Here is a 13,611-nt window from a genome sequence, read left to right as displayed (position 1 = left end):
CTGACCGTTTCTCCGCATGCCGCTTGGGTATGCTATGAGAGAGAGGAGAGATGGTCATGGCGAAGAAGTTGAGAGAGGCGATCGAGCGGTTCGCGATGCCGCTGGATGAGCAGGCGCTGGATGCACTCGTGGAAGCGGCAGGGCATGCTGAAGTGGTGATGATCGGAGAGGCTTCCCACGGGACGCACGAATTTTACAAGATCCGTGCGGAGCTTTCTAAACGACTCATTCAAGAAAAAGGGTTCACAATTGTGGCAGTGGAAGGGGATTGGCCGGCTGCTGCAGCTGTAAACCGCTTTATTAAAGGGTTTGAAGAGGACGGATCCGCCGGAGATGTATTGCTAAATTCATTTGGACGCTGGCCGACGTGGATGTGGGTGAATGAAGAAGTGAAGGAGTTTGTCGAATGGCTAAAACAGCACAATGATGACTTACCTGAGAATAGAAAGGCAGGATTTTATGGGATAGACATGTATAGTTTGTACGAATCAATCGATGAATTGCTCAAGTTTTTATCCGAAAATCCTCAGTATGGAACGGATTTTACTTTGGCAAAACAGGCGTTTTCTTGTTTTGAACCGTACAATCGGATGCCCGAGCATTATGCCCTGTCGACTGCTCATTTTTCCGATGAGTGCATTAGTGAAGTTGCTACGCTGCTTTCATCCATCCGGCGGAATGAAGAACGTTTTGCCAGTCACCATGAAGAGGATCTTAACGTCACGATGAATGCTCTTGTCGCCAAAAATGCGGAGGCCTACTACCGGGAAATGATGCAAGACGACGCCATCTCTTGGAACACACGTGATTTGCATATGGTGGAAGCAATCAATGAATTAAAGAAATACCATGGACCCGATGCCAAGCTGATTATTTGGGAACATAATACCCATATTGGCGACGCATCCGAAACGTCTATGAAAGACGACAACATGATCAATGTCGGGCAGCTCATCCGGGAGGAATACGGGCACAATAATACTTTTGCCATTGGATTTGGGACCTACGAAGGATCGGTCATTGCAGCAGATAGCTGGGGCGCTCCTCTGGAAAGGATGACAGTTCCGCCTGCTAAGTTCAATACATGGGAAGGGCAAATGCACGCAGCTGGCGCAGAGGATAAAGTACTTTTATTCACAGAAGATAACCGTCAGTTGTTCAATGAATGGATCGGCCACCGCGCCATTGGGGTTGTCTACAATCCAGAATTCGAAGCATATGGCAATTTTGTCCCCTCACGTGTTGGCAGCCGGTATGATGGATTTATTTTTATAGACCAATCAACAGCATTACATCCTTTTTAGAGCCGTGCAGCTGCTTGCACGGCTTTTTGGATGAACGAAGCATTTTTGATGGAGGCATCAATAAGTCAGTGTATAATGTTAAAGAATTTGAAAAACCCTCAAAAAAGAATTCAAATTCTTTTTACCTATTTACGATTAAACCACAACATGTTAGGGTAGTAGATGTACATAAAGCACAACATATAGTATTTAACGATAGATTGGTACCGTATTCGGTTTAATAGGGAATCCGCAAATTGGAGCTGTCCCCGCAACTGTACGTGCTGACGACCTGCTGACAACCACTGTGGCATATGCCATGGGAAGGTGGCGGGGAGGAGGAAGCGCAAGCCAGTAGACCTGCCGTCCATCGTAAAGCGACACTTTCTTCGGGGGTTGAGAGGTGGGAGCGAGCGGGTTTTTCGCCTTTCCATCCGAAGGGAGTTCGACCTGATCTGTTTCCTACATACATCCATCAGCGATGTCTCACCGAAAAGGTGGGGCGTCGTTTTTTTATTGCCTAACATCCTATAAGCACGAAAGGAGCCAAACTGATGACAATGATTCAAGAAAACACAAAGGTGACTGACATTCTGGCGCAATTAAAGGAGGAATTCGGCGAGGGCCAAATTTCTGCTTTAGAAACGGCGAGCCAAAAGTGGCTGGAACGCCATCCAGGCGAAAGTAAGGAAAGCTGGGCGAAAGCGATGGTTTTGGAGGCGCTTAGCAATATTGACGAAGCGTCTACTCATTGGACATTTGTCGCATCTCGAATTTACTTGGACTCTGTATACGAACAGCAGCGGGCCATTCGCGGTACAGAAGTATATGCTGATTTTGCCGGTCACGTCGAACGGCTCGTTTACCAAGGATTGTATACGCCGGAACTGCTTGATCGCTACTCTTCAGAAGAGCTCACAACTATTGGGACATTCATCGAGCCGGAGCGGGACAAGCTGCTTACATATATTGGACTGAAAACGTTAATGGACCGCTATGCGGCTGTTGATTTTAATAAAAAACCGGTTGAGCTGCCACAAGAACGCTGGCTCATCATTGCTATGACACTTATGCAAAAGGAGACGGACAATCGTCTAGGCAAAATTGCAGAAGCATACTGGGCGATGAGCAACCTGTATATGACCGTTGCCACTCCAACGCTAGCAAACGCGGGCAAGCCGCATGGCCAATTGTCCAGCTGCTTCATCGACACAGTGGACGACTCCTTGCAAGGCATTTATGACAGCAATACTGATATCGCGAATCTCTCAAAATACGGAGGCGGCATCGGAGTTTACATGGGCAAAGTGCGCTCCAGAGGTTCTTCTATCAGAGGGTTCAAAGGGGCATCGAGCGGCGTCCTTCCGTGGATCAAACAACTGAACAATACGGCGGTAAGTGTCGATCAACTCGGGCAGCGCCAAGGTGCTATTGCCGTCTACCTCGATGTGTGGCATAAAGACATTTTCACGTTTCTAGACTTGAAGCTGAATAACGGAGATGACCGCTTGCGTGCACATGATATTTTCACAGGCGTCTGTATGCCGGATATTTTCATGGAGCAGGTCGAAGCACGCGGAGACTGGCATTTATTCGATCCGCATGAGGTCCGGACGGTAATGGGCTACTCCCTGGAAGATTTTTATGATGAAACAAAAGGATCTGGATCGTTCCGTGAAAAGTACGAGGAATGCTCAAACCATCCGCAATTGACGAAAGAGACCGTACCTGCGATCGAAGTAATGAAACGCATTATGCGCAGCCAGCTTGAAACGGGCACACCGTTCATGTTCTACCGGGATGAAGTGAACCGGATGAACCCGAATAAGCATGAGGGCATGGTGTATTCAAGTAATCTCTGTTCGGAAATCATGCAAAATCAAAGCGCCACACAATTCGAGTCGGTCACGCTAGAAGATGATATCGTCGTCACACGATCGAAGCCGGGCGATTTTGTTGTCTGCAACTTATCTTCCATCAACTTAGGGCGAGCAGTACCTGCAGGTGTATTGGAGCGGCTTCTGACCATTCAAGTGCGCATGCTCGATAATGTCATTGATTTGAATAAAATCCCTGTCGTCCAAGCACAGCGGACAAATTCACGCTACCGTGGAATTGGGCTTGGCACGTTCGGTTGGCATCATCTATTGGCGCTTAAAGGCATCCAATGGGAATCAGAAGAAGCGGTTCGGTACGCGGATGAACTCTATGAACAAATCGCCTTTTTGACAATCAAGTCCTCAATGGAGCTGGCGAAGGAAAAAGGGGCATACCCGTTATTTGAGGGTTCTGATTGGCAGACAGGTGACTATTTTGAACACCGGAATTATGATTCTAAAGTGTGGCGGGAATTACGTTTCGACGTTCAGGCGAACGGCATTCGCAACGGCTATCTGATGGCGGTGGCTCCGAACAGTTCGACATCGGTCATTGCCGGTTCTACAGCTTCCATCGATCCAGTTTTCAAGCCGTTCTATCATGAGGAGAAGAAAGATTACAAGCTCCCGGTTGTTGCGCCTGACCTGGACCATCACACATACAATGTGTACCGTCGATCGGCCTATATTGTTGACCAGCGTTGGTCGATCAAACAGAATGCAGCGCGCCAGAAGCATGTCGACCAATCGATTTCATTTAATATATACGTACCAAATAATATCCGCGCGTCTGTCCTGCTTGAGCTTCACTTGCAAGCCTGGAAGTCCGGCATGAAGACGACGTACTATACACGTTCTACTGCATCGGACATCGAGGAGTGCGAATGGTGTCATTCCTAATTGCCTATGCATCCTGGAGCGGCAATACCGAAGAAGTGGCGGAATTGATACGGGATGCGCTAGGCAGAGAAGGAATTGATACGACAATGTACCGGATTGGTTTTGGTACGGTTCCCGATCCGAGGGAGTATGAGGCGATGGTAATCGGATCTTTCACATGGGATAAAGGCGCAACGCCGGATGAAGTGAAGGATTTCGTAGCAGCAATCGGCTACAAACCGGAGCCTGTCTATGTCTTCGGAACAGGGGACACGCAATTCGGAGGGGACGACCTGTTTTGTCATGCAGCCGTCAAGCTCGCCCGATTCTATGCATCGGGCTGCCCGCCCCTCAAAATCGAACAGAGCCCCCGCGGCATCCAAGAAGAGAAAGTCATCGAATGGACGAAAGGAGTATATGAACATTGGTTACACTTACACGAGTTAAAGTGCTGAATCCGGCCAACCCAAACAAAGCAACAGCGATATTCGGTGGAAAGGCGAGCGGCATCCTAAATTGGAATGACCTTGCGCATCCCCATTTTTATACACTCCGTCAACGGATCCGGTCATTATTCTGGACGGCAAACGAGGTCGATATGACACAAGACGTCAAGCAGTTCCCGAACTTGTCCAAAGCCGAGCAGGATGCTTTCCTGAAAATTATTGGCCTGCTTGCGACGCTCGACGGCCCACAGACGGTCATCGCAATGAAAATCGCCGATTTCACGACAGATCCTTCGGTAAAATCCATTATGGCGACGATTGCCGATCAGGAAAGTGAACATAATCACAGCTATGCCTATGTGCTTTCTTCCGTAACGACGCTTGACAAGCAAAACGCCTCATTTGAAATGGGCCGCGCTGACGAAGTGCTCATAAAGCGGAATGAACGGATTGTCGAGATCTACAATGAATTCGCTGAAAACCCGACAATCGAGACTGTGCTGAAGTCGATGGTCTACACGACGCTGCTCGAAGGTCTGTTTTTCTACAGCGGCTTCGCATTCTTCTACAATTTGGCGCGCCATCAGAAAATGGTCGGCACCTCAACGATGATCTCGTATATTAACCGAGATGAGCTGCAACACGGTAAGGCAATCAGTGACATCTTCCGTGCAGCGCTTGCGGAAAATCCGGAGTACAACACGGAGGAATTCACAGAATGGATCTATGATCAATTCCGCCACTCTGTTGAACAGGAAATCATCTGGAGCCGCTATGTTTTGGGAGAAATCGACGGCATTGATCTCGACGAAATGGCGGGCTATGTCAAATACCGGGCCAACAAGATGCTTCGTATGCTTGGACTAAGTGAAATCTACCCTGAGTTCACAGACAACCCAATGAAATGGATCCGCGCTTATGTTGACAATTTTGACGACACGAAAACAGATTTCTTTGAACAGACATCCCGGCAGTACGTAAAAACGAGCGATTTGAATGGGTTTGATGATTTGTAAGAGCTAATAAGCATGCATGGCTATAAAGCTATGCATGTTTTTTAACGTAATGGTCTAGACAGATGGCCAGCACATCCGAAATCAGGGGACACACTTAAATAACTCGATTATTATTCTGATAAGATACACCCTTGCGTATAGATATAATTTACAGTACATTGGAAATCGATTGCCTAAACCTTTGGAGGTGTAGATTCGTGAATAGTTTTCATATCGTCTTGCATGCCATCAACTTAGTCTTATTGGCAGCTATCTGTCTTTTTTTTCTTTTCGGTTCGTTTAGTATTAGCCCACCCATCGATAACCCTATCGGTGACATATTTACATACTGTTCTATTGTTTTTATGTTCGGCCTGTGGGCAGTTAATTACTGGTTCCAATACACGCGACAGAAGCAAAAATGGATTCTGCCAGTAGCCGGAACTGTCCTTTACATTGCCATCGTATTGTTTGTCGTGGGGATTGTTTTCCCCTTCATAGGCAAATTGTTTATTGAATAATCTATCATCTATAAATAAGTATGTCGATTCTGATTCTAGTTTGGATTGCTGTATCTCATACGCAATCCCGTGTCTGCCTTTTCATTGACATAGCTGCAGTATCAAGATATATTATTTTTGATTGACTTGTCAGTCAACCTACAGGGAGGAGAGCAGCAATGCCAAAAACCGAACAACAAAATCAGGAACTTCGAGATGCGAGAAGGGAACAAATTCTACGTGTTGCAACTTCTATTTTTGCGAGGAAAGGGATGGCAGGGACGAAAATTAGCGAGATTGCTAAAGAGGCAAAATTAAGCCATGGACTCGTCTATCACTACTTTTCTTCAAAAGAAGAAATCTTCACTGAACTCGTTCGAAATGCCGCTTCATCGTCCATCAATGTTATCCACCTGGCAAACGCACAGCCTGGCAAGGCAACAGACAAAATGTACTGGATGACGACTCAAATACTGCAAAGTTTAAAAGGTGAAAATAGATTATTATATTTACTCATGATGCAAGCAAGTACATCGGAAACGGTACCTGCCGAAGTACTGGACATCTTGAAGAAACACTCTCCGGTCATGCAAACAATTCCTTTAATCATGGAAGCGCAAGCAGAGGGGGACTTTCAAAAGGCAGATCCAATTATGTTAGCCACTACTTACTATGCGCTCATACAAGGGCTTGCAATGAACAAAATTCAGTGGGAGGACTGTCCGTTGCCGGATGCCGATACCATTTTGAAGGTCATGAGATAGGGGGAGCGGGGAAGTGGGTAGAAGAAACACGTTCATTTTATTATCACCACCACTAATCATTTTGATTGGATGGGTAACTGCCAAGATTTTCACTCCCATTATTCAAGAATGGGCATGGATTCCATTAGCGCTTGTTTACTGGCTTGTATTGGGTATTTGCATAGGGATCGGCAAAGGGGAAGAACGGTTGTCTGCTTGGGTTCAGAAGCCTTTACCAACAAAGTTAACAATTGCGGGGATGCTGTTAGGGATGTTTCCCTTGTCTGTATTATTTACCAATATCCATCTGTTCGACTCAATTGGTCTTGTGATACTGTGGCTAGCTTTTGCGATCATCAATCCATGGTTCGAGGAATATTATTGGCGTGGAATTCTTCTCGATAGCACGCTGAAAGTCATGCCCAAATGGCTGGGGATCGGGTATTCGACAATCTTTTTCGTAGCGAGCCATCCGCTCATGTGGGGCGTTTTTTCCATTGCGAATCGCAGCTCCCATGTTGTCATCTTCCTATCAATTATAGGAGTCGTTTGGTCACTTATGTATCTTCGTTCGAAAAGTTTGCGGTGGGTGATTGTCTCCCATTGCATCGTCGATATCGGGATTATTACGGTTCTCGTCTTTTTGAATATCTATATCCCGCCGAATGGATGAGAAAATTTTGTGTTGATATGATGGTGTGGGGAGGGAATCCAAATGCAACAATACCAACGTAAACTTGAAGCTTATATGAATCAATACATGGACTTATGGGATTTTTACGGAGTGATTCTAGTGACTCGAAAAGGCGAGGTGCTGTTTGAGGAAGCATACGGATATGCCAGCATTGAGTTTGGAATAAAAAATGAAATGGATACGCGCTTCTCACTCGCTTCCGTTTCTAAGCAGTTTACAGCCTTCGCAATTATGCTTCTTCATGAAAAGAACATGCTGGACCTTGATAAACCGGCTAAATTATACTTGCCTGCCGCGTTGGAAACTGACGAGTCGATCACGATCCATCACTTACTGTCTCATACGTCTGGGTTATATAATTTCACTAATTTCGAAAATGACTTTTTTGCTGGTTACAACAGAATGGACTATTCCCGGGACGTTTTTTTTCAATGTTATATTAATAAACAGCCTACTAAGTTGCCAGGAACAATCTTTGATTACAATAACTCAAATTATAATTTGCTGGCATGGATCATAGAACATGTTTCAGGAGAAACATACAGGGACTTTCTAAGAAATCACATATTCGTGCCTTTGGATATGTTAAATAGCGATGTGGATGATGGCTGCAAGACGATAAAAAACAAGGCGAGCAATTATGTGCATGATTTTGATGAAATCATCAAATCCCCGTACCATAATGAGAAGTTCAGCATTGGGGCAGGAGCCATCGTTTCAAATTGTGAGGATTTATACAAATGGTATTCGTGCTTGCGAGATCGAAAATTGCTGTCAGAGAAAGGGTATGCCCGATTTTTTAGAGAGAATTTGAATAAATACTGTTACGGATTGGAGCACCAGCGTTGTTACGATACAGGTAGCTATTCTCACGGTGGCGATCATCTTGGAATCTGCACCTTTGCGCAGTATTTTTTTGATGAAGATGTTTGTATCCTCCTTCTTTCCAATAATGAAGCAATCAATCAATACAGGCTGGGCAAAGCAATCGCTGATATTCTGCACGATGTTGAAGTAGATGCTCCGACAAAACATGAAGAGCTTCCCCTAGACGAAAGGAAGCTTCAAGCGTATTGCGGCACCTATTTGAAAGATAAAATTAAAGTAGAATTACATGGCGGCAAATTGTACTTTACTAGATTTACCGGCAATCTTCACATTGAGATCTATCCAGTCAGCGAAGGGAAATTTGCCCGCAGATTTTCTGACCAAATGACACCATACAGTATTGTGGAGAATGAAAACGGCAATATGTCCTTTTTCGGCTATGAGAAAGCTAATATGAAATAAAATAAATCGCATAGATGTGCCGCGTAGCACGTTTCGTTCGTTCAATTTCTTAATTCAGCCATTAGGAAATTGAACTTTTTTGGATTAAGATAGAGGCGGTAGCTGCTGGCTTCATCTCTCGCCTGACAATCGTTCCCTCGTATCCACCTCATTGCCCTCCAGCCTTCTCTCAAATGTCTTTCGCCAGTTTGCAGACAGCTCATTCACTTCTATTATTCGCTGTACCGCATTCAAATCGCTCTTATCATGATGCATAATCCGATTAGCTTCTGCGACGGAGATGGCCTTTTCTTGTGAATGGAGCCGGATCAATTCATCTGAGGGGGATACCATTCCCTCTTGCAGCACTCGAAAATAAAAACCTGTAAATCCGGAGTTTTGAACAAGCAATGGCATGTCTTTTCTTTCATAAAGAAGTCCCAATTTGTAACAAGGCTGGCGTGGTTGGCTCACTTGTACGATGGCTTCCCCGATTTGAAAGGAATCTCCAATGCAAACGTCTATCTCCGTTAAACCTTCTAATGTCAGATTCTCACCAAAAGCGCCGTAGGGAAGAGCCCTGCCCAATTGTTCTTCCCAGTAGGAATAATGCTCAGCCGGATAGGCGCAAACTGCTTTGTCAATGCCGCCATGATGAATTAAATCACCTTGCCCATCTCCATTAAAATTTACAGTAGTTAAGTATACAGGTTTGCTAATCGGCTTTTTAAGTATGCCTGTTGTCGCTCGTTTATTTCCGAATGGAAGTTCAATCGGTTTTCCAACGTTTAAAGACCGGATTGCCACTTTCCTCATGGCATTCACCTCGTTTCATTTATCATGTAAAGTTTTCCATTTCGAGTATAATCAAAGGAGGGGGGATGGAAATGGAATTGAGGCAGCTCGAATATTTCATTGCGGTATGTGAAGAGCTCCACTTTACTCGTGCCGCTGAAAAGCTTGGATTGACCCAACCTTCGTTAAGCCAGCAGATCAGCTTGCTGGAACATGAAGTAGGGATAAAATTATTCGACCGGATCGGCAGGCGGATTGCCATCACCGAATCAGGCTCTATCTTGTTGGAACATGCCTACCGTGTTTTCCATGAGTTATCCCAAGCGAAGGCGGCCATCGGAGAATTGCACGGGTTGGAGAGAGGAGCATTGAAGGTCGGTGCTTTACTGACCGTTGTCAATACCCTGTTACCTCAGGTTCTCATCGACTTTCATCAATTGTACCCCAAAATTGAAATAGCCGTCTCCGGAATGCGAGTAGACGAGATCAAGAAATCTATACTTCATAATGCCATAGATATCGGCATTGTTTATTTACCCTTCGAACACCCAGAAATTGAGACTATCTCATTACGGAAAGAGGAACTGGTCCTTGCAATGTCCGTACATCACCCACTGGCCGGGCAGCCTATCGTTCCGTTACATGTGCTTAAAGACACAGCCGCCATCTTATTGCCGGAGACGTATTTTATCCGCCGGTATCTAAATGAACTTTGCCGACAGGAAGGGTTTTTGCCTGTTCCAGCGATAGAGCTGACAACACTCGAGTCGATCCTCTTGATGGTCCAAAGGGAAATGGGTGTGACCGTTTTGGCAAAATCCTATCTACATTCTCTTTGCCACGGAGATCTTTCTATTGCCAAGATTGATCATCCTACAATGGAAATGGAAATTGGCATAGCGTACCGGAGAAACAAACATCTTTGCTCGGCAAGCAGGGAATTCATTAAAATGCTACAAGGAAAATGAGGCGTCACAAGGACGCCTCTTAGTCATCCCTTTACTTCTTCCAAACTTGCACCGTAATTAATGTGATAGACGCTTCCATCAATAATCAGCGCAGGAACTGACTTGACTCCTGCCCTTTCGGCTTCTTCAATCCGTCCCCGCTCGGTACCTAGATGTACAATTTCAGGATCAATTTTAGACGAATCCAGATAAGTGACCAACACTTTCTCCGCATCCACACAAACCGGGCATCCGGCATGATAGAAAACTGCCTTTGACATAATGAACCACTCCTATCCTATTGATGCAGCGCTGCTAGCTTTATTATAGGATCATGAGAGAATAGGGAACAATAGCAAATCCCCTATCCTAATGATAGGAGATTCCTATGATTCAACTGATTGTAGTTTTTTCATTCTCCATCCAGTCGATCATTTGATGTAGAAGCTTTTTTTCCATCTCTCCGCGTAAGTATAAGGGATGCCAGACCCCGAGCAGTTCGATTGCTTTCTTTAACAGCAGAACAGCGTTTTGTATATCTCCTTGTATGTAAGACAAAAACGCATTTCTTTTCGTATCTGTAACAGCATCCAGTTTTCCGATGGATTCTAGAGCGTTTTCAATGCCGGGATAGCTTGCAAGCCGGCCGGTGAAAAAAAGAGCTGTGGCGTACGAGATATCGGCTATATCAGCGTACAGGTCATCCGTCTTTCCTGCACGGGTAAAGGCTGTCTGGAGTCCAACCGATGCAGCTTTTTCAGCATGTTCCGGAAGGTGAAAGTAATTGATTGTATGCAAAAAACTTGTGGCGGACGGATCCTTCCCAGAGGTGATTAATTGTTCAACCGTATCAATCAATGCCGGATTCCACTGTTTTACATCCGTATTTCGCGATTCTTCCAACAAAATTTGATGGCCCAACAAGAGGGCAGATTCATGCAAAGGCTCCGTTTTCAATTTCTTGATGACCAAACCGTCAGTAAACACAGATTTGACTGTCGCCGGTTGTAAATTCGAAGCACCGAGCAGGAAATTTAAGAGACCGAAGATGAGAAGAAAGGGATGGTGCCAGACGCTAAATGCCAGCACGATGGAAAGAATGCTGATTCCTATGTTCATGAGCGGCCCGCCATAAATATAACGAATTAATCGGCGTCGCATATCTTCAAGTTCCAACTTCTCAGAAAACCCCATCATTGCCCGTCCAACGTATCCTAAGGAGGAGGGGATCCAGTGGAAAAGGAATTTGCCTCCATGCTGCTCCAAAACAATGGGACCAACACTAATATTTAATAATTTCATTCCTTGTGAAAGTCCAAACAGCGCATGCCCTGCTTCGTGAATAAGAACAGTCAGGGCGAAACTGACGAGAGCATACAAGACCATGCTGACAATCATGCCTATAGACCATGCTTCTGGATATAAAATAAAATACAGGACCGCCAATAAACCAATGACGGCCCCAAGTAAAGCTGAACCTACCTGTTTCATATTGTCACCTCTAGCTGAAAAATGTCTTATAAATGAAGATGAGCACGACGCCTGCCAAGAATCCGATCAGTATCCGTCCAACTTGTTTCATATCAAATCCCCCCTTAATCAACCATTCGCTTTCTATAAACAACAGCAGTAAGCATAAACATCACAACAACCCATGCTGCAATGACGGCCAGCTGCAGCCATACATCCCCAAACCCGGCTCCGGCTTCGACTTTGATCCCGATTTCAAGGAGCTGGATATTAGGCAAATAAGTCGCCGCTTTTAAAATCGGATACTGTTCTGCAAGTGAAGTAATGAATGTCCCGAATGAGAAGATGACCATAACAGGCAATACAATGACAGATGCCTCCATTACTGACTTAGCAAACAGGCCAAGCAAGGTACCAAGAGCAATATAAAATAGGGCGGACAATAGGATGGCAATCGCCACAACTGCAATATTCGCCGGTTTATATTCCGCCAAAAACATACTCAACAAAATAGTGAAAAGTGTTAACACCAAGGATAATAAGCTTTTGCCCGTCAAAATTTCAGTCGTGCTGGCGGGAGATAACATCAATCCGCGCAAGGTGTTCTTTTCTTTCTCCTCTGCAATAAGACAGCTTTGTACAAAAGCCGCTACCATCGCAAAAGTAAGATTAATCAGCATATAATGGGACTCAATTGCTGTCACGCCAATTCGGCCATAAATGGCTGCCAGAACGGGTGACAAGAAAATCACAATAGACACTGCAAAGTTCCGTGAAAAATCTTTATAATCTTTCATAAATATTGCGTTTACCCGTTTCCAAGAAAATGTCATGCTAGTTTCCTCCCTGTCACTTGTACAAAAATGTCACCGAGTGTTGGCTCGTTTGAGTGGATTGTCTCTACTTCATTGGCTTGCATGTAATCATAAAGCTGCTGTGCTCCTTCAGCACCGGCGGGCAGTATGATTTTTTCCTCGCTTTTCAGCTCGACTGTAATGGTCGAGTCGGAAAACCTTTTCTTTAACTTGCCAGGTGCATCCAGTAATTGAATCCGACCCTTGTTTAAAAAAGCGACTCGATCGCAAAGTGTCTCCGCTTCTTGCATGTCATGAGTCGTCAGGAATATTGTCGTGCCTTTCTTATTCAAGGCACGCAATCCTTCATATATATGGAGTGTGTTCACCGGATCAAGAGCTGATGTCGGCTCATCTAGGAATAACAGCTCCGGTTCATGCAAAAGGGCGCGGGCTAACGTGACTCGCTGCGTCATTCCTTTTGATAAAGTAGAGATCCGTTTCTTCTCATCTTCCTGCAAATTGACAGCCGCGAGAACTTCGCCAATTTTTGCGTATGGAACATCGTACAAATCGCAATAAAGTTTTAAATTATCATAGATGGAAAGTCTTCCATACAGGCCGCTGTTATCCGTTAAAACACCAAACCGTTTACGATAGGCGGGCTGTTTCAACTTCGAGACAGACTCTCCAAAAACAAGCGCTTCACCACCTGTTGGCACCAATTGCCCGGTCAATATTTTAATAGTTGTTGTTTTCCCTGAGCCGCTCGGGCCGAGAAAACCGAAAATCTCGCCTCGTCTCACTTGGAAATCAACACTCTCAATGGCTTTTTGATTAGAGAAGATTTTCTCAAGGTTTTTCACTTCGATAATGTTTTCCATTTTCATCCTCCTGGGAATTGTTCTTCATTTCGTAT

At 45.0% G+C, this 13,611-nt stretch carries 14 protein-coding genes and 1 riboswitch; of the genes, 9 read left to right on the top strand and 5 right to left on the bottom strand.

What is annotated here, in order from left to right:
• Positions 1-56: 56 nt before the first annotated feature.
• The 8 genes from NCCP2222_RS10460 (at position 57) to NCCP2222_RS10425 (ending at position 8,707) form a co-directional block, all read left to right on the top strand.
• Positions 57-1,304 (top strand): erythromycin esterase family protein, encoded by a 1,248-nt coding sequence (locus NCCP2222_RS10460; protein ID WP_248512145.1) that lies wholly within the window; start codon positions 57-59, stop codon positions 1,302-1,304.
• A 183-nt stretch (positions 1,305-1,487) separates the two neighbouring features.
• A riboswitch (cobalamin riboswitch) is annotated at positions 1,488-1,665 on the top strand.
• Positions 1,666-1,843: 178 nt separating this feature from the next.
• Positions 1,844-4,060 (top strand): ribonucleoside-diphosphate reductase subunit alpha, encoded by a 2,217-nt coding sequence (locus NCCP2222_RS10455; protein WP_248512544.1) that lies wholly within the window; start codon positions 1,844-1,846, stop codon positions 4,058-4,060.
• The gene (locus tag NCCP2222_RS10450; protein ID WP_248512144.1) at positions 4,045-4,494 is read left to right on the top strand and encodes a flavodoxin; all 450 of its coding nucleotides are present in this window, start codon (positions 4,045-4,047) and stop codon (positions 4,492-4,494) included. The genes NCCP2222_RS10455 and NCCP2222_RS10450 overlap by 16 nt, the downstream gene beginning before the upstream one ends.
• Positions 4,464-5,501 carry a ribonucleotide-diphosphate reductase subunit beta gene (locus tag NCCP2222_RS10445; RefSeq protein ID WP_248512143.1) on the top strand — a complete coding sequence of 346 codons (1,038 nt, stop codon included), beginning with the start codon at positions 4,464-4,466 and terminating at the stop codon, positions 5,499-5,501. The genes NCCP2222_RS10450 and NCCP2222_RS10445 overlap by 31 nt, the downstream gene beginning before the upstream one ends.
• A 197-nt stretch (positions 5,502-5,698) precedes the next feature.
• Entirely contained in the window at positions 5,699-6,001 is a 303-nt protein-coding gene (locus NCCP2222_RS10440) for a hypothetical protein (RefSeq protein WP_248512142.1), read from the top strand.
• 158 nt (positions 6,002-6,159) lie between these two features.
• Positions 6,160-6,744: a TetR/AcrR family transcriptional regulator gene (locus NCCP2222_RS10435; protein WP_248512139.1), complete on the top strand. Its 585-nt coding sequence runs from the start codon at positions 6,160-6,162 to the stop codon at positions 6,742-6,744.
• A 13-nt stretch (positions 6,745-6,757) separates the two neighbouring features.
• The gene (locus NCCP2222_RS10430) at positions 6,758-7,396 is read left to right on the top strand and encodes a CPBP family intramembrane glutamic endopeptidase (RefSeq protein ID WP_248512136.1); all 639 of its coding nucleotides are present in this window, start codon (positions 6,758-6,760) and stop codon (positions 7,394-7,396) included.
• Between the two features lie 42 nt (positions 7,397-7,438).
• Complete coding sequence (locus tag NCCP2222_RS10425) at positions 7,439-8,707, top strand: serine hydrolase domain-containing protein (RefSeq protein WP_248512133.1); 1,269 nt, start codon at positions 7,439-7,441, stop codon at positions 8,705-8,707.
• Between the two features lie 111 nt (positions 8,708-8,818).
• Here NCCP2222_RS10425 and NCCP2222_RS10420 read toward each other — a convergent pair whose 3' ends face one another.
• On the bottom strand, positions 8,819-9,502 hold the full coding sequence (locus NCCP2222_RS10420; protein ID WP_248512130.1) for an MOSC domain-containing protein: 684 nt from the start codon (positions 9,500-9,502) through the stop codon (positions 8,819-8,821).
• Between the two features lie 71 nt (positions 9,503-9,573).
• On the opposite strand from NCCP2222_RS10420, the gene NCCP2222_RS10415 reads away from it, so the two are divergent.
• A complete protein-coding gene (locus NCCP2222_RS10415) occupies positions 9,574-10,449 on the top strand; it encodes a LysR family transcriptional regulator (protein WP_248512127.1) in 876 nt (291 codons plus the stop codon).
• 23 nt (positions 10,450-10,472) lie between these two features.
• Here NCCP2222_RS10415 and NCCP2222_RS10410 read toward each other — a convergent pair whose 3' ends face one another.
• The 4 genes from NCCP2222_RS10410 to NCCP2222_RS10395 all read right to left on the bottom strand — a co-directional run bounded on the left by NCCP2222_RS10410 (position 10,473) and on the right by NCCP2222_RS10395 (position 13,576).
• Positions 10,473-10,709, bottom strand: a complete 237-nt coding sequence (locus NCCP2222_RS10410) for a thioredoxin family protein (protein ID WP_248512124.1) — start codon at positions 10,707-10,709, stop codon at positions 10,473-10,475.
• A gap of 112 nt (positions 10,710-10,821) precedes the next feature.
• Positions 10,822-11,919 (bottom strand): M50 family metallopeptidase, encoded by a 1,098-nt coding sequence (locus NCCP2222_RS10405; protein WP_248512122.1) that lies wholly within the window; start codon positions 11,917-11,919, stop codon positions 10,822-10,824.
• 104 nt (positions 11,920-12,023) lie between these two features.
• A complete protein-coding gene (locus tag NCCP2222_RS10400; protein WP_248512120.1) occupies positions 12,024-12,731 on the bottom strand; it encodes an ABC transporter permease in 708 nt (235 codons plus the stop codon).
• A complete protein-coding gene (locus NCCP2222_RS10395) occupies positions 12,728-13,576 on the bottom strand; it encodes an ABC transporter ATP-binding protein (RefSeq protein ID WP_248512119.1) in 849 nt (282 codons plus the stop codon). The genes NCCP2222_RS10400 and NCCP2222_RS10395 overlap by 4 nt, the downstream gene beginning before the upstream one ends.
• Positions 13,577-13,611 lie beyond the last annotated feature (35 nt).

This window comes from Sporosarcina sp. NCCP-2222, from assembly GCF_023168145.1.
Classification (GTDB): domain Bacteria; phylum Bacillota; class Bacilli; order Bacillales_A; family Planococcaceae; genus Sporosarcina.
The sequence above is the reverse complement of the archived record's forward strand: the minus strand, read 5'-3'. Positions and strand labels throughout refer to the sequence as shown.

Bases quoted from the DNA above. Each gene is read 5' to 3' on its own strand.
- NCCP2222_RS10400 (WP_248512120.1), bottom strand. From the start codon at position 12,731: ATGACATTTTCTTGGAAACGGGTAAACGCAATATTTATGAAAGATTAT.
- NCCP2222_RS10410 (WP_248512124.1), bottom strand. From the start codon at position 10,709: ATGTCAAAGGCAGTTTTCTATCATGCCGGATGCCCGGTTTGTGTGGAT.
- NCCP2222_RS10395 (WP_248512119.1), bottom strand. From the start codon at position 13,576: ATGGAAAACATTATCGAAGTGAAAAACCTTGAGAAAATCTTCTCTAAT.
- NCCP2222_RS10405 (WP_248512122.1), bottom strand. From the start codon at position 11,919: ATGAAACAGGTAGGTTCAGCTTTACTTGGGGCCGTCATTGGTTTATTG.
- NCCP2222_RS10425 (WP_248512133.1), top strand. From the start codon at position 7,439: ATGCAACAATACCAACGTAAACTTGAAGCTTATATGAATCAATACATG.
- NCCP2222_RS10420 (WP_248512130.1), bottom strand. From the start codon at position 9,502: ATGAGGAAAGTGGCAATCCGGTCTTTAAACGTTGGAAAACCGATTGAA.
- NCCP2222_RS10460 (WP_248512145.1), top strand. From the start codon at position 57: ATGGCGAAGAAGTTGAGAGAGGCGATCGAGCGGTTCGCGATGCCGCTG.
- NCCP2222_RS10455 (WP_248512544.1), top strand. From the start codon at position 1,844: ATGATTCAAGAAAACACAAAGGTGACTGACATTCTGGCGCAATTAAAG.
- NCCP2222_RS10435 (WP_248512139.1), top strand. From the start codon at position 6,160: ATGCCAAAAACCGAACAACAAAATCAGGAACTTCGAGATGCGAGAAGG.
- NCCP2222_RS10415 (WP_248512127.1), top strand. From the start codon at position 9,574: ATGGAATTGAGGCAGCTCGAATATTTCATTGCGGTATGTGAAGAGCTC.
- NCCP2222_RS10450 (WP_248512144.1), top strand. From the start codon at position 4,045: ATGGTGTCATTCCTAATTGCCTATGCATCCTGGAGCGGCAATACCGAA.